Genomic DNA, 19,381 nt, shown 5'->3' on the forward strand with positions numbered 1-19,381 from the left:
CATGAATCCGAAAAATGGCGAACCCATGTGGGCCGTCGGCCTGATGACCGGCACCGTGCTGGACGGCAATATCGATGTCGCGCTGATCAAGACCGACGGCGAACGGATTGACGACTTCGGCATCTACACGCTTGCCCCCTACCCGCAGTCGATCCGGACCTTGCTGGAAGAGACGCTGCGGCAGGCAAGGAGCTGGAATTTCACAGGGCCGGAACCGGCAATCTTCGACGAGGCAGAGGAAGCGCTGACGCGCGCCCAGTCCGCGGCAGTCAAGGATCTGGTCGAAAGCCACGGGCTGACGATGGCCGATATAGGGGTCGTCGGCTTCCACGGCCAGACCGTGCTGCACCGTGCCCCGCAAGTGGGCCGACTGGGCCAGACCCGCCAGCTTGGCGACGGCGAGCTGATGCATGCCATCCTTGGCACCAGGGTCGCCTATGACTTCCGCTCGGCCGACATGCGCGCCGGCGGCCAGGGCGCGCCGCTGTCGGCCGCCTATCACGCCGCGCTGCTGCGCGAAGCCGACGCCACCGGCGACACGGCGGTGCTCAATCTCGGCGGCGTCGCCAACATCACCTGGTGGGATGGCACGGACAATGTTGTTGCCTTCGACACCGGGCCCGCCAACGCACCGCTGAACGATTTCATCAAATCGAAGGGGCTCGGCGAAATGGACCGCGACGGCGCCCTTGCCCGCGCCGGCACGGTCGACGAAGCGCGGCTGGCCAAGCTCCTGCAGCATCCGTATTTGACCAAACCCTACCCGAAATCGCTGGACCGTTTCGATTTCGGCGCCTCAATGGCGGACGGAATGAACGCCGAGGACGGCGCAGCCCTGCTGACGGCCTTCACCGCGGCCGCCGTCGGCAAGGCGCTCGATCTTCTGCCGCGCCGGCCGAAGCGGCTGGTGGTCAGCGGTGGCGGTCGACACAACCCAACGATCATGGCCATGCTTGCCAGCCGCGCTGGCGTCGAAGCGGTTCCGGCCGAGGCGCTTGGCTGGAAGGGCGATGCGGTGGAGGCGGAGTGTTTTGCGTTCCTGGCAGTGCGCGTGCTCAGGGGCTTGCCGATCAGCTTCCCCAGTACGACCGGCGTGCCAAAGCCGATGTGCGGCGGACGCCTTGCCGGCTAGTCAGGCTTCAGCCTCTTCTGCAGGAAGATGCGGCTGCGGCCGACGGTAAAATCGGCAAGCACGCCGAAGGGCTGATAGCCCTGGCGCTCATAGGCCTTGGCGGCCTTGGGATTGAACGTGTCGATCCAGGCGCCGCGACAGTCGCGCGCGATCGCCTCCCTCTCGGCCGCCTCGAGCATCCTGCCGGCCATGCGGTGACCGCGCAGTTTTTCATTGACCCAGAGCCATTGCACATAGAGCCAGCCCCAGGCGGTGTATCCCGAGATGCCGGCGACAATAGCGCCGTGCTCATCGCGCACGAACACGGCCAATGCCTTCCTGCAGGAGGCGCCGACATCACTGTCGTTGAACGCCGCAAGCCGCTCTCCGAGAAAAGCCAGCTCGTGCGGCAAGGGGTCGGCGGTTGTCTCAAGCGTTGTATTGTCCATCCACCAAGCATCTATCGAAGGACGGGACCGAGACGCAAGCCTTGCTGTGCTATAGCTTCGGCGAACGCCACGCCGCTGCCGCAGCAGCGATTAGCATGAGCAAGGCTGCAACCACCGCCGATGCCGCAAAACCGAACGTGGAATAGAGCGGTCCGAACGCCGTGGTGCCGACGAACACCGCAAGATAGGTCACCGCGCTGTTCAAACCCATGATCGTGCCGCGGCGCGCAGGGTCGAGCGCCGACAGGCGCATCACCAGCACGTTCAGCCCGAAATGATTGGCAAGGCCCCAGACGGCTATCACCGCTATGGTCAGATGAAAACTACTGCTTGCCGCGGCAATCGCGACATAGACGACCGCGACGAGCAGGTAGGCAAACGGCATGACACGCCGCGCACCCAGGCGATCGATAACGCCGTCAAGGAGCGCCGCCGCGCCAAAGCCGACACCATAGGCGAGCGCGGCCAGCCCGTTCGCGCTGACCGGCCGTCCCAAGCCGTTGTGAAGGTGATCGCCAAGATAGCCGTAGATGCCGTAGAACGCGGTCATGAAGGCGGCGCAGGCGACCAGCAGCGGCACTATGCCCGGAACGGCCAACGCACCCAGCGGCGTCGGTGCCGGACCGCTCTTCCTGACATCGCTCAGCGACGTCAGCGCCAGGCTTGCCAATGCGAGTGCTGCGAGCACCGCGACCGCCGCGAAAACGGCGCGCCAATGCACCAGATCGGCAAGTACGGCCGACAGCGAAACGCCGGCGACCATGCTCAGCGTCCAGCCGGTCAGCACGACGCCTATGGTGCCGCTTTCACGACCGGGCGGCGCAATCGCGGCGGAGCTGGCATAGATTGCCGGCATGGCGACACCTGCAGCGATGCCGGCGAGAAGCTGGGCCGCGACCAGCGTCGTCACGGTCGGCGCAGCGGCGCTGGCGACGAGCGCTATCGCCAGCAGCAGCAACGCCCCTTGCAGCATGCGACGGGCGCCAAGCCGATCGATATAGCGCGCCAGGAACAAGGCGCTCGCCGACGTACCGAGCCCGAACGCGGCGGACGCGATCATAACCGCCGGCACGCTTGTGCCGAAGGACGCGGCCACCGCCGGTGCGATCGGACCGAGCACCAGCGAGTTCGAGCCGATCACGGCAATGCATCCGGTGAGGAGGTAAGTGAGGGCCGGGATAGGCGGCCTTGCTGTAAATGTTGCGACTTGATCAGTGTTCGACATATGGCAATAATGGCCGTATTAAATTCTGCATCAATCGGGAATTTTAATATGGATGAAGAAACAGATGGCATTCCGCAGAACAGGCCCGCCGCCCGCGATATCGATGCAACCGACCGAAAAATATTAGGCGTTCTGGTCGACGACGCCACGATCAGCTATGCCGAGCTCGGCGACCGCGTCGGCCTTTCACCGCCGGCAGCCCATGAACGCGTCAAGCGCCTCCGGCGCAGCGGCGCCATCCGCAACACCGCGGTCATCATCGATCCCAAGGCGGTGCACAAGCCGCTGCTTGCCTTCGTCCATATCGACACAAAGGGGTGGGGAAAGACGCCGGAGCTGATGGCAATCTCCGAACACCCCGAAGTCGAGGAGATCCATTCGGTGGCCGGCGACACATGCATGCTGATCAAGGTCCGCACCGAGGACACGCGGGCGCTCGAGGGCCTGCTGTCGCGCCTCTACGAAACACCCGGCGTCACCTCGACCCGAAGCTATGTGGTCCTGTCGACCTATCTCGAGCGGCCGGTGCAGCCGGGGATAACGACGGAATGGCCGACCCCCCGGCACATGGCCAAGCCGCTTTATTAGCTCAAACGGTCCTCACGCGTATCCAAAGTCGAACCGGAAACGTCTCAGGCAAGCATCCTGTGGTCATCCGTCGGGCCGGTTCGTTTGCGCCGGTTCTTGGATCCGACTGGATGCCTGTTGCGCAACCGGAGACACGCGATGAGAAAATTGATCGTGGGCAGCTTCATTTCGCTGGACGGCGGGCCAGGGCGCGGATCGCGCCATCGAGCGGCTGGTGATCCATCTGCCGCCCAAGGAGCGCGCCTGCGTCCTGCTCAAGGATGTCTTCGACTATTCGCTGGAAGAGATTGCCGATCTCGTCGGCTCGACCGTGGGTGGTGTCAAAGCTGCGTTGAACCGAGGCCGCTCTGGGCTGGTGCGGTGGTCGTTTCCAGGCCGGCCTGACCAGCAACAGGACATGCAAGTGTCCGGCATCAACCTCAATGGAATGGGATCGATGCCGGACAAGACATGGGCGGCTTACTGAAGCTTCGCCTGCAGGGCGTTGACGTCATCCGTCGTCATTTCGCCGTCGGTCGTCACCTTGCCGTCGACGATCTTCCAGAGGCGGAACGGGCCGGTGATGTCGCCGTATTTGTCGAAGGCGACCGGGCCGATGACGCCTTCGTAGCGGATCGGCTTGCCATCCTTGATCAGGCCGAGCGCCTTGGCGAACTCATCCTTGCCGGCATAGATCGGCGTGCCGGCCGGGTCGACCGCCTTGTACATCGCCTCCTTGATCTTGGCCGGATCCTCGGAGCCCGCAATGGCGATGGCCAGGCCGACGATGGCGCCGGCATCATACGACCGGTCGGCCGCCGGGTTCGACGGTTCGATGCCCGAAAATTCCTTATAGTTCTTGGTGAAATACTCGGTCGATGCGGTCGGGCTGGTGCCGGAGGAAGTGCCGTACGCATCCTTCAGATAATCCGCGCCAACGGATTCGATGAAGTCCGGGCTGTTCATGCCGTCATTGAGCAGGAATTTCTGGACACCGCCCTGCGAAATCCAAGTGCGGGCGATGGTTGCGCCGTCGACAGGCGTGCTGACGAGATAAAGCCCGTCGGGCTCGCCGGCCATCGCCGCCGTCACTTCCGAGGCATAGCTCGACTGCTTTTCATTGTAGGGCGTGTCGGAGACGATGGTGCCGCCGAGTGCCTTATAGGCGCGCGAAAATTCCGCCACCATGTTGACGCCGAAGTCGTTGTTGACGTGGATGACCGCCAGCTTCTTGAAGCCTTTGTCGATGGCATATTTGGCGGCGGCGACGCCCTGCAGCGCATCAGATGTGATGGTGCGGAAGAAGATGCCGTTGGTCTTGCCGTCGCGCCCGAGCGCCGTCAGCGTCGGCGACGAGGAAGCAGGCGACACCTGGACTATCTTGGCCGGAGCGGTGACCGAGGTCAGGATCGGGATCGACACCGAGGAGATGATGCCGCCGATGATCACTGGCACCTTCTTGACCTGCACGAGCTGCGTCGCGGCGTCGACCGCAATGTTGCCCTGGCTCTGGCTGTCGCGCGTGTCGGTTGCGAGATCGCAGCCGCGGACGCCACCCGCATCGTTGATGTCGCGGAAGGCCATCTCGACCGATTTGGCGCCGGCCTGGCCGTACTCGCCGGCCGGGCCTGTCAGTTCCATGACGAGGCCGACGGTGATCTTGCAATCGGCGGCTTGCGCTGCGCCGGCCGCTGTCAGCAGTGCGAGCGCGGTGGTGATCTGAAGTATGGTCTTTTTCATTGTTGTTCCCCTTTCGTTACACGACTCTCATTGATGTCTTGAGCCTGTTCAGCCTTCCGGCATCTGCAGCCAGGTTTCATGCAGATGTCGCCATTCGACGCCGTTGGGCGCCGATGAACTGGTGGTGAAAACGGCACTTGAGCGGCGGCGGCTATGTTTGCCGGCGCGCTGCTGCGCTTCGATGTAGCTGACGACGATCGTGTCGCCTTGTTGCCAGCCGGCCCGGATTTCCTCGATCGAGATGGTGAAATTGCCGTCACAAGTGGCGCGGCTTGCCCTGACATGGTCGAGCACCGCGTCACGATCGAGGACCTGGCCATCCGGCACAACCATGCGGAAGCCTTCGCCCATGACGCGTTCGAAGCGCCTGAAATCTGAATTGTCCGCACTCGCCGCATTGAACCAGTCGACGAAGAAGCGGTGGAGATCGACCACCTCGGCGCTGGCGCGGGAAAGCAAGGAGGGCTTTTCGTCCATGGCCGCGTTCATTTCCTGCCTGCATTCAAATTGTAATGCATGATCGAGCCGTGGCGGCCGTGACGGTCGCGTTCCAAAGTGTAGACGTCGCCCAGCGGCCCACGGCTTTGCGCGATCACGGCAGCGATCCTCGCCCAGTCGTCGGCATCGAGCGCGACGTCCATGATTCTGGCATTGGCAAGGGCGTGCGCCTGGTTGCGAGCGCCGACGATGACGGCCGCCACTTGCGGCTGCTCCAGCACCCAGGCGCTGGCGATGGTGGCGATATCGACGCCGTGGCGGTCGGCGACGGCCTTCAGTGTGCGAAGCAACTCCTGGAAAAGCTCCCAGCCACCAAAGTCGTCAATGATCAGCTTGTATTTGACCAGCGATCGGTTTTCGAGCGGCGTCTGCGGCTCGGCAGCGCCAAGCCATTTTTCGCTGAGGAAGCCGCCCGCCACCGAACCGTAGCAGAGGAAACTGACGCCGTGCCGGCTGGCGAGCGCTGCAAGGCTGTTGGCTGGCCGCTGGTCGAGCACCGAGTATTGCAATTGCTGGCTGACCAGCGGCACACCGGCGGCCAGGATCTCGGCCAACCGCGGCGTGTCGAAGTTCGTGGTGCCGATGTTGCGCACCTTGCCTTCCCCGCGGATTTCGTTGAGCCAGCCCATCGCTTCGACATAGCCGGGCAGCGCATAGTCCCACCAGTGGAACTGCACGAGATCGAGCCGCTCGGTCTTCAGCCGCCGCAGCGACTGCTCGACGATGCTGCTGATGTAGTCGCGGCTGATCGTGGAAAGCCGTTCGAGGTCAGGCACTAGCTTGGTGTGCACCTTCATCTTGGCGGCAGCATCAAGGCCACGCTCATTGGCAAGGCGCAGGCGTGCCGCGCCGATCAGCTCCTCGACACCGGTATAGATATCGGCGCAATCATAGGTCCTGATGCCGGCGTCGAAGGTGGCGATCAGGTCGGTTACCGCCTGTTGGCGGTCGATCGCGCCGTGCCCGCCGGCAAGCTGCCAGCCGCCGCGAATAACGCGCGAGATCGTATAGCCGGGGCTGAGCTCGAAAGCCTTGGCGGTCATCTCCGGTCATTCTCCTTCGGCAGCGGCACCGCCGTCGTTTCGGCATGGCTGAACCGCCGCTTGCCGGTCCTGACGATCCTCAGCCGGCTGGCACAATTGGGATCCGGACAAGCGATCTCGGCGTCCGACGTCATCCAGTCGTTCCTGTGGGTCGGGCGCTGCTTTGCGGCCAGAAGCGGCAACACTGCCGCAATGGAATAGATCGAGAAACCTTGCCCCGCTGGCATCGACAGCATCTCGCCCTTCAACTCGAAATAGTCGCCGGGCTTGGCGCCGCAATAGATCGGCTTGCCCTCGGGGATAACCGCCTCGACGCGAAGGTCGAAGAGCTCAAAACTGTCGTCGGTCTCAGCCATTCAGATCTCCACCCGGGTGAAGGTGATGTCGCAGGCACCGTTGCGGCGGATCACGCCACAAGCAGCTGCGAATTTGTCGCGATCCTCAGGCACCACCTGCGCGACGACGCTTCCGGCAAGCCAGCCGATCGGGAACAGCAGGCGTGCACCCGCTCCGTAGAACAGGCCGACGTCAAAGATGGCATTCGGGTTGCCGCCCCACATGCGCGGCGGCACGTAGGACAACACGATGTCGCCCGGCTGCGGCGTCAGCGTTGCGTTCTCCGCCGGCAAGGGCCTGGCATAGGTTTGGCCCTCAAGTTCGGCTGATGGAACCGGGCAGGAGATTTCCGGCCCCGTCAACATAGCATGGATGCCGGAAACGACGCGCGGCTGCTCGAGATACGCCAGCAGGAAGGCGGCGTTGTCGGGCGCCTTTTCAGGCAACAGAAGCGCGGTCACGGAAAGCTTCGAGCGTGGCTCGGTGATGCTGATGCCAGGCGCCGTCATGCCCTCAATCCTTCCTTGCTTGTGGATTGGAGCTTGTCGCGCAGAAAGGCGAAGGGCCGGCTGATATCGGCCACCAGCGCCTCGCGCGCCGCTTGCGCATCCTGCCTCGCAAGCGCTGCGACGATGCTGCGGTGGTAGTGGGCCGTATCGACCTCGCCGGCGTCGGAGAAGGCGTAGATGGCAACGCGGATGCAAGGCCCGGATTGCAACCACAGGCTCTCGATCATCGGGATCAGCACGGCGGAACCGCAGCAACGGTAGATCTCGAAGTGGAAGCTCTGGTTGAGCGTGGCCTCGCGGTCGATATCCTTCTTGTGCTTCAGCGCCCGCATCTCGTCCCATTCGCCGAGCATGGCCTCGACCGAAGCAATCTGGCGCGCGTTCATGCGCGTGGCGGCCAGGGCGATCGCTTCGCCCTCGATCAGGGAGCGGGCGCGCAAGAGGTCGTCGATGCGCTCCAGCGTGATCGGCGGCACGCGCACCGAACGGTTGGGAAGCGCCTCCAGCGCCTTCTCGGTGATCAGCCGTCCGAGCGCCTCGCGCACCGGCATGGTGCTTGTGACCAGCGCGTCGGCGAGGCCGCGGATGGTTAGCACCTGGCTCGGCTCGAAAAGGCCGCCGATCAAGGCGCGGCGCAGCTCCGAATAGACGCGATCCTGCACGGTCTCGCGGCCGACCGGCGTAAGCTGGGCTGCGATCACCTCATTGTTCTTTTCGATGGCGGCCTTCTGCATGGGCAATCCCGGTCTTGGCCGTTTTCGGCTTGCGGAAGAAATTAAAGCCGAATAGCGTGATCAAAGCAAGTGTGATCACAAATCAAATCATAGGCGGCGAAGATCGCTTTCGGCCTGAGGGATTCATGGGCGACACGACGGAACGGCAGGAGGAGATCCGCACGCCGGTTCTGACGGCCAGGAACGTCGTCAAGCGCTTCGGCGGCCTCGTCGCGGTCAACAATGTCTCGTTTGACGTCCGGCCGGGTGAAATACTCGGCCTCATCGGCCCGAACGGCGCCGGCAAGACCACGATGTTCGACCTGCTCGCCGGCAGCATTCTGCCGACCAGCGGCGAAATCCTCCTCAATGGCGTATCGGTGTCGGGGGAAGCAGCCCATCGCCGCATCGGCCGCGGCCTTGGCCGCACGTTCCAGATCCCCCGGCCCTTGCCTAACCTGACGCTGATCGAAAACGTCATGCTGGCCGCGCAAGGACAGACTGGAGAAAAACTGCTCGCCAATTTCCTGACGCCCCGGCGAGTCGCTGCCGAAGAAAGGGCTGCCGAGACAAGAGCCGTCGAACTGCTCGAGCTCGTCACGATCGCTCACCTCGCGCACGAACCTGCGCGCGTGCTTTCAGGCGGCCAGCGCAAGCTGCTCGAGTTGGCCCGCGTGATGATGGCCGACCCGGCGATCATCCTGCTCGACGAGCCGGCGGCCGGGGTCAACGCAACCCTGCTCGAGATCATTATCGATCGCATCCGCGACATCAATGCGCGCGGCATCACCTTCCTGCTGATCGAGCACAATATCGAAATGGTGACGCGGCTTTGCCACCGCGTCCTGGTCATGGCAAGCGGCCAGCTTCTGTGCGAAGGCACCCCGGAGGAGGTGGCGCGCGACCCGCGCGTCATCGAGGCCTACCTCGGAGGCACGGCATGAGCCAAAAGGTACTCGATGTCCGCGATCTCGAAGCCGGCTACGAGCCTGGCGTTCCGATCGTGCGCGGCGCTTCGATCACCGTCGACCAGGGCGAGATCGTCGTCGTTCTCGGTCCCAACGGCGCCGGCAAGTCGAGCCTTATCAAGGCCATCGCCGGCCTTGTCCCGATCACCGGCGGCACGGTGCTGCTGGACGGCAAGGATATCACGGCGTCGCCCGCTCACATCATGGTCCGCCGTGGCCTTGCCTTCGTGCCACAGACAGAGAACATCTTCCCGCTGATGTCGGTCGAGGACAATCTCAGGGTCGCCTGCGGCATCCTGAGGCCGCGCGAGGTCCCAGCCCGCATCGAGGAAATGTATGCGGCCTTTCCCGATCTCGCCCGTCAGCGCAGAACGGCCGCGGGCAATCTGTCGGGTGGACAGCGGCAGATGCTGGCCGTCGCCCGGGCGTTGATCGTCCATCCCAAGGTGCTGGTGCTCGACGAGCCGTCGGCCGGCCTGTCGCCGAAATTCGTGGCGATGGTGTTCGAGATGCTGGCCGGCATCCGAAAGTCCGGCGTCACCATTCTGCTGGTCGAACAGAACGCCAAGGCAGCGCTTGCCATTGGAGACCGCGCCTATGTGCTGGTTGAGGGCAAGGAGCGGCACCAAGGCGTCGCCTCCGAGCTCTGGAGCGACCCGGTCGTGGCTGAACTCTATCTTGGCCAGCGCCGCCTCGATCTTGGACAAGGAAGCGCGGCATGAACCTGCAATTCGTCGTCGACGGACTGCTGGCAGGCTCGATGATCGGCCTCGGCGCCATCGGCGTGACACTCACCTATTCGATCCTGCGCTTCTCGAACTTCGCCCATGGCGACTTCATGGCCTGGGGCGCCTATGCGACGCTCGCCGTGGTTGGCGCCATTGGCGCGATTTTCGGCAAGATCGCGCCGATCGCGCCCCTCTCCTTCGGTTGGCCGCTGATCGTCGCGCTCATCATCGGCATGGCGGCCACCGGCCTGCTGGCGCTGGTGCTCGACATGGTGCTGTTCGCGCGGCTGCGGGCCAAGGGCCAGGCGATCATCGTGGTGATGGCCAGCTTCGGCGCCTCGATGGCGCTGAGAAGCCTGCTCGAATTCATCTTCACCTCGCGTCCGACCTATTTCAGCCGGGCGATCCAGATCGCCATGCCGATAGGTTTCGGCATCCGCATCACCCCGGACCAGATCGCGCTGCTGCTGCTGACCGCCGTGCTGGTGCTCGGCGTGCATCTCCTGATGACGCGGACCCAGACCGGCCGCTCGATGCAGGCATTGAGTCAGAACGCGGCACTTGCCCGCATCGTCGGCATCGACGTCGCCAGGGTGGTGCGCGTCACCTGGATCATCGGCGGCGCGCTGGCCTGCGTCGCCGGCGTCATGATCGGCATTCTCATCCAGATCCGCCCGTTCATGGGTTTCGAGATGCTGCTGCCGATGTTCGCGGCCGCCATCCTCGGCGGCATCGGCAGCGTGCCTGGCGCCGTTCTCGGCGGCCTGATCATCGGCATGGCCGAAGCGGCTGCCGTGCATTTGATCGGCGCCGAATGGCGGGCAGCCGTCTCGTTCATCATCCTGATGGCGGTGCTGTTCGTGCGGCCCATCGGCCTTTTCGGAGTGAGGGAACGCTGATGGATCTGCTCGGCTACGGCGCCTTCTTCCTGACCACCGCGCTGATCTTTTCGCTCATCACGCTCGGGCTCAATCTGCAATGGGGGCTGACCGGGCTTTTCAATGTCGGGGTCGCCGGCTTCGTTGCCATCGGCGCCTACACCTCGGCGCTGCTGACCACGCCCGACGATGCCGCGCGCCTGGGCGGCTTCGACCTGCCGATCCTTATCGGCTGGCTTGGCGCCATGCTATTGGGCGGCGTCACCGCCGCCATCACCGGCATTGCCACGCTACGCTTGAGATCGGACTATCTGGCGATCACTACTTTCGGCGTCGCCGTCGTCGTGCAACTGGTAGCGCTCGATGCCCAGAAGCTGACCGGCGGGCCGTTCGGCATCGGCTTTATTCCGCGTCCGTTCGGCGGCCTTGCCGAAACGCCGTTGCTGTTCAACCTTTCGAACCTTGCGATCGTCTCGGTGGTGACGCTGATCGTCTATCTCGCGCTGGAGCATCTGTCGCGCAGCCCGTGGGGGCGCGTGTTGAAGGCGCTTCGCGAGGATGAGCGGGCCGCGATATCCCTAGGCAAAAGCGCACGGTTCTACCGCGTCCAGGCCTTTGCCGTCGGTGGCGCCATCATGGCGCTTGCCGGTGCGCTGCAGGCGCATTTCACCGGCTTCATCGCCCCGGACAATTATTTGCCGGCACTGACTTTCCAGGTCTGGGTGATGCTGATCGTCGGTGGCTCGGGCAGCAACATCGGCGCCGTCATCGGCAGCATCCTGGTCTGGGCGATATGGGCCGGATCGGGAGCCTTGACCAGTATGTTGTTCTCGCCGGAACAGCAGGCCCGCGCCGCTTCGCTGCAGATCGTCGCCATCGGCGTGATGCTGTGCGTCATCCTTCTGGTCAGGCCGAACGGCCTGTTTGGCGACAGGCCGCGGCGTCCAAGGTTCGGCAAACGTCGACGCGTGGCCCCGAGCGAGAGCGGCTCATGAACGGCGTGACCGGGCCGCACGGCGTTTCCCTTTGGCATGTCGTCAGCCGCAGTCGCCGCGACCGGCCCACCCTCGAAGGCGCACTCGATGTCGATCTGGCAATTGTCGGCGGCGGTTTTTTAGGCCTTTCCACCGCGCTGCACAGTGCCGAGAAAGGCAACTCGGTTGCCGTCCTCGAGGCGGAAATCATCGCCTGGGGGGCAACCGGCAGGAATGCCGGCTTCGTCGTGCCGAATTTCGCGAAAAGAGACCCCGACAATATCATTGCCCAGCTCGGCCCCGAACGCGGTGAACGCCTTGTCGATTTCGCCGCCGGCAGCGCCGACCTCGTCTTCGACCTGATCAGGCGGCATGCCATCGAATGCGATTCTGTCCAGAGCGGCTGGATACAACCAGCCCATTCACCGGCCGCTTTGCAAAAGACCAGATCGCGCGCCGAACAATGGGCAAGGCGCGGAAGGCCGGCTGTTGCGCTGGACGGACAGGCGGTCGAAGAGCTGACCGGCGTTCGCGGTTATCTCGGCGGCTGGATCGACAGATCGGGTGGCGTCCTCAATCCGGTCGAATATGCGCGCGGATTGGCCGACGCGGCGGAAAAGGCCGGAGCGCGCATCTTCGAGAATACGCGTGTCGCGTCGATCGATCACATAGGCGATGGTTGGGCTTTGAAGACGGCCTCCGGTTCGGTACGCGCAGGAAAGGTGCTGGTCGCCACCAACGCCTATGGCGGGCCGCTGGATCGGGCGCTGCGGCGAACCTATTTCCCGCTGAAAATCTTCCAGATCGCGACAGCGCCGCTGCCGCGCGAAATACGCACTCGCCTGCTTCCTGGCGGGCAAGGCGTCGGCGACACAAGACGCAATCTCTTCACCTTCCGCTTCGACGGCGGAAACAGGCTGATCACCGGCGGCATGCATGTTTTTGGCCCCGGTGCCGACACGCGGGTGCCGCGGGCGATCTGGCGGCGGCTTGCCAGATATCTCGATCTCCCGGACATCCCGCCGCTTGAATACAGCTGGTCGGGGATGGCTGCCGTCGAGCCCGACTTCCTGCCGCACCTCGTCGATCTCGGCCCCGGGCTGATCGCCGGCTTCGCGTGCAACGGACGCGGCATCGCCATGACCACTGCGATGGGCAAGGTGCTTGCGGATTGGGCTGATGGAACAAAGCCTCAGGATTTGCCGCTGCCGTTTGCGCCGCCGTCGCCGATCCCGTTCCATAGCCTGATGCGGCATGCACCAAACATGGTGCTCCCCTGGAGCATGCTGCGCGACCGGCTGGATGGCTGATCGACGTGCGTCTCTGGCCGCCGTCCTGATACCCGAACTGCTAGACTCGCCCACACCATGTTGTTAACGACAGCGGATGAAGCAGAACTATCTTTATCTCATCATCGGCGCTTTGGCCGTCGCCGTTATTGCGTTGGGGATTTACGTTTATGGCGAGGAGACTAGGCCGAAAGGCGTGGAACTTCGCATCGACGATTCCGGCATTTCAGTTCAGGAAAAATAGACCGCGTAGTCCTGTTGCCCGACTTTGCACTGGAAGCCGGCTTGTACCGCCTCACCCCAACTCCAACGTCGTTATCGCAAAAACTCCGGACTGCACGAGCTGCGGCGCCTTTCCCTTGTACATCCGAGCCGTCTCGAAGCCCGGTTGAAGGCCTGCGGACGACAGCAAGTCTGCAAATTGCCGGCTGGTTTCGGGAACGTCGAGATGGACGTTTCCGGGACCGGACATGTGCGCGAGCCCGGCGAAGAGATGGCTTGCCGCGTCCAGGCTGTCGGCAAAGAGCGGGCCGATCTTGCAGCCGTCCCGGCATTGGCGCGCGACGCCATATCCCGCAATGGCGCCGTGCTTGAGGATCGCAAGCGCCATGTGCGGCGGGCGCAGCCAGTGTTCCAGGAAGGATCGCCTCGGACCGGGAAAGAAGCGGCGGTCATAGTCCAGTATGTCCGGCACGAGTTCCGGCCCTATGGCGCGAACGTCGTTGCCGACGGCTGCCGGGACATTCGGTGACCCCATGAACCGGATCGTCCGGTAGGCCGGTGCAAAACCCATGCTGCGGTAGTTGGCCTGCTGTTCGACAACGCCGTCGAGGCCGATCGTGCGCTTGCCGAGCCGCGCTATGCCGGCATCCCAGACCGCCTTGCCATGACCTTGGGCACGCCTGTCCGGCCGGCAGATGTAGAGGCCGATGAAGCCGAAACCATCGCCATAGGCGACGGCCGAAATGCCGGCCGCCATCTCGCCATCGATAAAGGCGCCGATGAAGCCCTGCGGGTCGGCTGCCTGAAACAGCGCGGCATCGTTAAGGCCGGGATTCCAGCCTTCCGCCGCCGCCCAATCGACAAGGGTTTGCACTTCTTCACGTGCGAGCGTTCGGATCGTTCGGGGCATTGCGATCACTCGGCGGCGCCAGGCGCGAAGGATTTCAACGCGCCATGATAAGACTTTGCCAACGGGCTTGCATAGGCGCCGCGCTTGGATGTCGTCAGGCCAAGGGCGATCAATGCCTCGGCCTGTTTCACGGCAGCGCCCACGCCGTCGATGACCGGAAGCCCGAATTCCCGCTGCAGCGCCGCCGCCAGATCGGCCATGCCGGCACAGCCGAGCACGATCGCCTCGGCGCGATCCTCGTCGATGGCGCGCGCAATCTCGCTGCGCAGCCTGAGCAGTGCGTCGGACGCCGGATCTTCGAGGGCAAGAACCGGGATGTCGGCGGCGCGCACGCGTGCCCGCCCCGCCATGCCATAGCGTTGCACCAGGCCTTCGACCGGCACGCGCGAACGTCCGGTGGTGGTGACGACGGTGAAGCGCTGGGCGATGAACGAGGCCGTGCTGAGCGATGCCTCGCAAATGCCGATGACCGGAATGTTGGCCATGGCGCGCGCGGCATCGAGGCCGGTGTCGTCGAAACAGGCAATGATCGCGGCTTGCGCGCCGGAGCGTTCGCCGGCGGCGATCTCGACCAGCAGGCCGGGCACGGCAAGTGCTTCATCGTAATAGCCTTCGATCGATACAGGTCCCATCGACGAGGTGACGGCAACGATCTTCGTCGATTGAGCAGCGACCGATCGGGCTGCCGCCGCGATAGTGTCGGTCATGCTGGCGGTGGTGTTTGGATTGACGACGAGGATCTGCACTGTCAGGCACGCTCGCGGCGGCGGCCGACATAGACGATTGCGCCGAGCGTCAGCAGGATCACCAGGAAGGAAAACACGGTCGTCACGGTGCCCAGCGCATAGAGCACCGGCGTCGTGACATTCGTCGTCATGCCGTAGATTTCGAGCGGCAAGGTGTTGAACGTGCCCGAGGTCATCAGCGTGCGGGCGAACTCGTCATATGACAGAGTGAAGCCGAACAGGCCGACGCCGATCAGGCTGGGCGCGATCATCGGCAGCACGACATGGGCAAAGGTCTGCCACGACGATGCTCCGAGATCGCGCGCGGCTTCCTCATAGGCTGGCGAGAACCGGTTGAAGACAGCAAACATAATCAGCACGCCGAAAGGCAAGGTCCAGGTCAGATGGGCGCCGAAAGCGGAGGTGTACCAGGCGGGGCGGAAGCCGATCTGCTGGAAGACGACGCCGATGCCGAGACTGATGATGATCGACGGCACGACCAGGCTGGCGACGGCCAGATAGAACAGTGCGGTTGCGCCGCGAAATTTCTGCCGGAAGGCCAGGCCGGCGAGCAGCGACACGGCGACAGTGACGACCATCACCATCAGGCCAAGGACGAGCGAGCGTTTGAAGCTGCCGCCGAAGTCGCCGACCGCCTGGCGCTCGAACAAATTGGCGAACCAGTGCAGCGACACGCCGTTCAGCGGAAATGTCAGACCGCCGTTCTCGCCCTGGAAAGAGAGGATCAGGATCGCCGAAAGCGGGCCGTAGAGGAACAACACGAAAAGACCGAAGAACGCCGCCAACACATAGAATTCGAGGGTGCGCTTGTCCTGGCTCATCGCCTCACAGCTCCTTGCGGATGTCGACGATGCGCAGGATGCCCGCGACCATCAGCAGCACCAGCACCAAGAGCACGACGGCGTTGGCGGCAGCTGCCGGATATTGCAGCAGCGACATCTGGTTCTTCATCATCAGCGCGACGGAGGCGCTCTGCCCGCCGGACATCACCTGCACCGTCGAGAAGTCGGCCATCACCAGGGTGACGACGAAAATGGTGCCGATCGCCATGCCGGGCTTGGCGAGCGGAATGACGACGTTCCACAGAACCTGCCAGCCGGAAGCACCGGCGTCGCGCGCGGCTTCTATCAACGACTTGTCGATGCGCATCAGCGTGTTGAAGATCGGCGTCACCATGAACAGCGTATAGAGATGCACCATGGCCAGCACCACGGCGAATTCGGAATAGAGCAGCCATTCGATCGGCTTCGGGATCAGCCCCATTTGCACCAGCGTCGAGTTGACCAGGCCATTGCGGCCAAGCACCGGAATCCACGAGATCATGCGGATGATGTTAGAGGTCAGGAACGGCACCGTGCAGACAAGGAACAGCACCATCTGCATGGCCGTGGTCCTGATATGGAAGGCAAGGAAATAGGCGACCCAGAAACCGATGAACAGCGTCAGCGCCCAGACGATGGCGGCGTATTTCAGCGTATTCAGGTAGGTTTTCCAGGTGACCCAGGAGCCGAGCGTGTCGGAATAATTGGTGGTCAGGAAATCCGGATACATCGCCGCGAAATCGTAATCCCAGAATGAGACCACGGCGATCATCAGAATTGGCAGCAGGAGGAACGCGCCGAGGATCAGCGCCAGCGGTGCCGCCTGGAGATAGGGTGCGACTCCGGCAAAGGAGCGCCTACGTCTGGCAGGCCTTGCAGACGTAACGTGCGTGGATTGTTCGAGCGCTACTGCCATCTATATCTCGGTCGAAGTCGGCGATGCGACTGAGGGGTGTGCCCTTCTCCCCCTGTGGGAGAAGGTGGCCGAGCGAAGCTCGATCGGATGAGGGGTGTTCCAGCTTGGCACCAACAGTGCTCCGTCCAGCACCCCTCAACCGTCTTGGCGCTGCGCGCCAATCTGCCTTCTCCCAAGGGGAGAAGGCAGAGGGCATCAAGCAGCGATGAACTCGTTCCAGCGCTTCACCATGTAGCGGTCCTCGTCCATGACCGAGTTCCAGCAGGCGACCTTGCCCATGCGCTCTTCGAACGAGCCGCCGTCACGCACGGCGCCAGCCTTTTCCATGACCTTGCCGTCCGGCGACAGGATATCGCCCTTTGCCGGCTTGCCTTCGATCCAGTAGCCCCACTCGTCCTCGGACATGAACTTCTTGGCCGACACCATGTTGGCCGAGTAATAGCCCTGACGGTTGAGATAGCCGCCAACCCAGCCGGACGTGTACCAGTTGATGTATTCATAGGCGGCATCGAGTTCGGCGCCGGAGAGATGGGCTGCCAGGCCAAGCCCGCCACCCCAGGACCGGTAGCCTTCCTTGAGCGGCTGGAACCGGCACGCGATGCCCTTGGAGCGGACCGCGGCCACGGCCGGCGACCACATTGACTGGATTACGACTTCGCCTGAAGCCATCAGGTTGACGCTCTCGTCGAAGGATTTCCAGAAGGCGCGGAACTGGCCGGCTTGCTTGGCCTTGATCAGGAAGTCGATCGTCTTGTCGATCTCCTCCTTGGTCATGTTGCCCTTGTCGGCGTATTTGATGTTGCCCGTTGCCTCCATGATCATCGCCGCATCCATGATGCCGATCGACGGGATGTTGAGGATGGCGGTCTTGCCCTTGAAGGCCGGATCCATGATGTCGGCCCAGGTGGTGATATCGCGGCCGACGAGGTCGGGGCGGATGCCGAGCGTATCGGCATTGTAGATCGTCGGCACCATGGTGAACCAGTTGGTCGGCGCCTTGGCGAAGACCTTGCTGTCCTGCGCCTCGACGTAACCGACGGTATGCGGCGCGGTGCCCTGGGCAATGACGCTGTCCGGCGTCAGCTTGCCGGTTTTGAACAGCGGCACCAGCTCGTCGTAATATTTCAGCTTGCTGACATCCATCGGCTGCAGGACGCCTGTCGGGAACACCTTCTTGCAGATCCAGTATTCGATGTCGGCGATGTCGTAGCTGTCGGGCTGCGTCACAGCGCGCTGCGCGGCGGCGTCGGAATCGGTTGCTGTCATCTCCAGCGTGATGCCGAGGTCGGCCTTGCACTTGTCGGCGATGGCATTGAGGTTGGATACGCCGGTGCCGAACTGGCGCAGCGTGATGTTCGATTGCGCCCAGATGGTCGGAAAGCCTGATATGGCGCCGGAACCGGCGGCGAAACCGACGGCGGCGGCACCTGTCTTGAGCAGCGAACGTCGCGATATTCCAGTCTTCTTGTCGGTGGTGTTGGTCATGTTCAGTTCCCCTGTTTTGGTTGGTTATGCTGGATTTCAGGAATCGAGACGGCCAAGGACGATCGCGTCCTCGGCGTCCCAGGCGATCGGCACTGCGTCGCCGACGGCAACCGGCCTGGCGAAGAAGCTGGTGTCGTCGACGATCACCGTGAAATCCTCGATGCCGGCGCCATTGACTGAGAGCTTCACGGTCGAACCGCGGTACTCGACGTTTGCAATAATGCCGGTGAAGCCGAGCCCGGCTGCCGGCGGCTCGCCGATGCGCACGTGGTCGGTGCGAATGGCGATGTCGATGGGTTCCCCGGTCTCCCTGCCCTGCCCGCTGGCGGCGAGCGTGACGCCGCCGGGCACATCGAAAACGACCATGCCGTCGCGACTGCCGGCGACGCGCCCGGAGATGACATTGTGGTCGCCCATGAAACGAGCGACGAAGGCCGTGGCCGGCCGCTCGAACACCGTGCGAGGGTGCGCCGCCTGCTCGATACGGCCGTCGTTCATCACCACGATCAGGTCGGCCAGCGCCATCGCCTCTTCCTGGCTGTGGGTGACGTGGACGAAAGTGATGCCGAGCGACGTCTGCAGCTTCTTCAGTTCGGCTCGCATGCGGATCTTCAGGAAAGGATCGAGCGCCGAAAGCGGTTCGTCGAGCAACAGCGCCTCGGGATCGGTGATCAAGGCGCGCGCAAGGGCAACGCGCTGCTGCTGCCCGCCGGAAAGCTGCGCCGGGCGGCGGCTGGCATAGGCCTCCATCTGCATCAGCTTCAGCATGTCGAGCGCCTTGGCGCGGCGCTCCTCCTTGCCGACGCCTTTCATCTTCAGGCTGAAGGCGACGTTGTCGATCAGGTCGAGATGCGGAAACAGTGCGTAGGACTGGAACATCATGGCAGTGCCGCGCCTGGCCGGCGGCAGGTCGGTGACCACTGTGTTGCCGAGACGCACGTCGCCACTCGATATGCTCTCGTGCCCGGCGATCATGCGCAGCGTCGAGGTCTTGCCACAGCCGGACGGACCGAGCAGGCAGCAATAGGTTCCGGCAGGGATTTTCAGGCTGATGCCTTCGACGGCAGTCGTCGCGCCATAGACTTTCGAAACGGACACAATGTCGATTTCGGCGGCTTTGGACATCCAGCTTCCCCTTTGGTCGGATTAGCCAAAGCATCATGCGTGCCAGTTGCGCACCGCCGCACCAACTGACTGAATCCTCGAAGAAATCAGGGCCGCCTCTATGTAGCTGCCGATACGTCGGCCTTGTG

The 19,381-nt window shown here is 63.5% G+C and carries 23 protein-coding genes; 9 read left to right on the top strand and 14 right to left on the bottom strand.

Translation table 11 applies throughout. The features are described from left to right. The first annotated feature begins 1 nt into the window (after position 1). Positions 2–1,132, top strand: coding sequence for an anhydro-N-acetylmuramic acid kinase (locus NKH59_RS02225; protein ID WP_352542249.1), 1,131 nt, complete (start codon positions 2–4; stop codon positions 1,130–1,132). Here NKH59_RS02225 and NKH59_RS02230 read toward each other — a convergent pair. Both NKH59_RS02230 and NKH59_RS02235 read right to left on the bottom strand, forming a co-directional pair. Then, complete coding sequence (locus NKH59_RS02230) at positions 1,129–1,560, bottom strand: GNAT family N-acetyltransferase (protein WP_353020758.1); 432 nt, start codon at positions 1,558–1,560, stop codon at positions 1,129–1,131. The genes NKH59_RS02225 and NKH59_RS02230 overlap by 4 nt on opposite strands. Before the next feature lie 49 nt (positions 1,561–1,609). Further along, a complete protein-coding gene (locus tag NKH59_RS02235; protein WP_353020761.1) occupies positions 1,610–2,785 on the bottom strand; it encodes an MFS transporter in 1,176 nt (391 codons plus the stop codon). Positions 2,786–2,833: 48 nt separating this feature from the next. Here NKH59_RS02235 and NKH59_RS02240 point away from each other — a divergent pair, with 48 nt between their 5' ends. Together NKH59_RS02240 and NKH59_RS02245 are read left to right on the top strand one after the other, a co-directional pair. Continuing rightward, positions 2,834–3,373, top strand: coding sequence for an Lrp/AsnC family transcriptional regulator (locus NKH59_RS02240; protein ID WP_352452390.1), 540 nt, complete (start codon positions 2,834–2,836; stop codon positions 3,371–3,373). Positions 3,374–3,575: 202 nt separating this feature from the next. Then, positions 3,576–3,839, top strand: coding sequence for a sigma-70 region 4 domain-containing protein (locus NKH59_RS02245; protein ID WP_352503014.1), 264 nt, complete (start codon positions 3,576–3,578; stop codon positions 3,837–3,839). Here NKH59_RS02245 and NKH59_RS02250 read toward each other — a convergent pair. The 6 genes from NKH59_RS02250 to NKH59_RS02275 are packed head-to-tail and all read right to left on the bottom strand — an operon-like array spanning position 3,833 to position 8,212. After that, positions 3,833–5,092 (bottom strand): ABC transporter substrate-binding protein, encoded by a 1,260-nt coding sequence (locus NKH59_RS02250; RefSeq protein ID WP_352472226.1) that lies wholly within the window; start codon positions 5,090–5,092, stop codon positions 3,833–3,835. The two genes, NKH59_RS02245 and NKH59_RS02250, sit on opposite strands and share 7 nt — an antisense overlap. 48 nt (positions 5,093–5,140) lie before the next feature. Next, positions 5,141–5,569: a DUF4440 domain-containing protein gene (locus NKH59_RS02255; RefSeq protein ID WP_352472224.1), complete on the bottom strand. Its 429-nt coding sequence runs from the start codon at positions 5,567–5,569 to the stop codon at positions 5,141–5,143. 8 nt (positions 5,570–5,577) lie between these two features. Beyond that, positions 5,578–6,633: an aldo/keto reductase gene (locus NKH59_RS02260; RefSeq protein ID WP_352502977.1), complete on the bottom strand. Its 1,056-nt coding sequence runs from the start codon at positions 6,631–6,633 to the stop codon at positions 5,578–5,580. Next, complete coding sequence (locus NKH59_RS02265; protein ID WP_352472221.1) at positions 6,630–6,989, bottom strand: TIGR04076 family protein; 360 nt, start codon at positions 6,987–6,989, stop codon at positions 6,630–6,632. Before NKH59_RS02265 ends, NKH59_RS02260 begins: the two co-directional genes overlap by 4 nt. After that, positions 6,990–7,478, bottom strand: a complete 489-nt coding sequence (locus NKH59_RS02270) for a DUF3830 family protein (RefSeq protein ID WP_353020763.1) — start codon at positions 7,476–7,478, stop codon at positions 6,990–6,992. Beyond that, the gene (locus tag NKH59_RS02275) at positions 7,475–8,212 is read right to left on the bottom strand and encodes a GntR family transcriptional regulator (protein WP_352502975.1); all 738 of its coding nucleotides are present in this window, start codon (positions 8,210–8,212) and stop codon (positions 7,475–7,477) included. Before NKH59_RS02275 ends, NKH59_RS02270 begins: the two co-directional genes overlap by 4 nt. A 125-nt stretch (positions 8,213–8,337) precedes the next feature. Between NKH59_RS02275 and NKH59_RS02280 the strand changes: the two genes are divergently transcribed. The 6 genes from NKH59_RS02280 (at position 8,338) to NKH59_RS02305 (ending at position 13,272) form a co-directional block, all read left to right on the top strand. After that, entirely contained in the window at positions 8,338–9,135 is a 798-nt protein-coding gene (locus tag NKH59_RS02280) for an ABC transporter ATP-binding protein (protein ID WP_352502974.1), read from the top strand. After that, positions 9,132–9,881: an ABC transporter ATP-binding protein gene (locus NKH59_RS02285; protein ID WP_352502973.1), complete on the top strand. Its 750-nt coding sequence runs from the start codon at positions 9,132–9,134 to the stop codon at positions 9,879–9,881. The genes NKH59_RS02280 and NKH59_RS02285 overlap by 4 nt, the downstream gene beginning before the upstream one ends. Then, positions 9,878–10,786, top strand: a complete 909-nt coding sequence (locus NKH59_RS02290; protein ID WP_352502972.1) for a branched-chain amino acid ABC transporter permease — start codon at positions 9,878–9,880, stop codon at positions 10,784–10,786. The genes NKH59_RS02285 and NKH59_RS02290 overlap by 4 nt, the downstream gene beginning before the upstream one ends. Further along, positions 10,783–11,760 (top strand): branched-chain amino acid ABC transporter permease, encoded by a 978-nt coding sequence (locus NKH59_RS02295; RefSeq protein ID WP_352503013.1) that lies wholly within the window; start codon positions 10,783–10,785, stop codon positions 11,758–11,760. The genes NKH59_RS02290 and NKH59_RS02295 overlap by 4 nt, the downstream gene beginning before the upstream one ends. Then, on the top strand, positions 11,757–13,049 hold the full coding sequence (locus tag NKH59_RS02300) for an NAD(P)/FAD-dependent oxidoreductase (protein WP_353020765.1): 1,293 nt from the start codon (positions 11,757–11,759) through the stop codon (positions 13,047–13,049). Before NKH59_RS02295 ends, NKH59_RS02300 begins: the two co-directional genes overlap by 4 nt. 76 nt (positions 13,050–13,125) lie before the next feature. Further along, positions 13,126–13,272, top strand: coding sequence for a hypothetical protein (locus tag NKH59_RS02305; protein ID WP_352502970.1), 147 nt, complete (start codon positions 13,126–13,128; stop codon positions 13,270–13,272). 51 nt (positions 13,273–13,323) lie between these two features. Here the strand turns inward: NKH59_RS02305 and NKH59_RS02310 are convergent, their stop codons facing one another. From NKH59_RS02310 to NKH59_RS02335, 6 genes are all read right to left on the bottom strand, one after another. Further along, the gene (locus NKH59_RS02310) at positions 13,324–14,160 is read right to left on the bottom strand and encodes a GNAT family N-acetyltransferase (protein WP_352502969.1); all 837 of its coding nucleotides are present in this window, start codon (positions 14,158–14,160) and stop codon (positions 13,324–13,326) included. 5 nt (positions 14,161–14,165) lie between these two features. Continuing rightward, positions 14,166–14,906: an aspartate/glutamate racemase family protein gene (locus tag NKH59_RS02315; protein WP_352472211.1), complete on the bottom strand. Its 741-nt coding sequence runs from the start codon at positions 14,904–14,906 to the stop codon at positions 14,166–14,168. 2 nt (positions 14,907–14,908) lie between these two features. Then, a complete protein-coding gene (locus NKH59_RS02320; protein ID WP_352451583.1) occupies positions 14,909–15,727 on the bottom strand; it encodes an ABC transporter permease in 819 nt (272 codons plus the stop codon). A gap of 4 nt (positions 15,728–15,731) precedes the next feature. Further along, positions 15,732–16,643, bottom strand: a complete 912-nt coding sequence (locus NKH59_RS02325; protein WP_352472210.1) for an ABC transporter permease — start codon at positions 16,641–16,643, stop codon at positions 15,732–15,734. A gap of 195 nt (positions 16,644–16,838) precedes the next feature. Continuing rightward, entirely contained in the window at positions 16,839–18,128 is a 1,290-nt protein-coding gene (locus NKH59_RS02330) for an ABC transporter substrate-binding protein (protein WP_352472208.1), read from the bottom strand. Between the two features lie 36 nt (positions 18,129–18,164). After that, complete coding sequence (locus NKH59_RS02335) at positions 18,165–19,253, bottom strand: ABC transporter ATP-binding protein (RefSeq protein ID WP_352472207.1); 1,089 nt, start codon at positions 19,251–19,253, stop codon at positions 18,165–18,167. Between the last annotated feature and the right edge of the window lie 128 nt (positions 19,254–19,381).

This window comes from Mesorhizobium sp. M0998 (assembly GCF_040318885.1).
GTDB lineage: Bacteria > Pseudomonadota > Alphaproteobacteria > Rhizobiales > Rhizobiaceae > Mesorhizobium.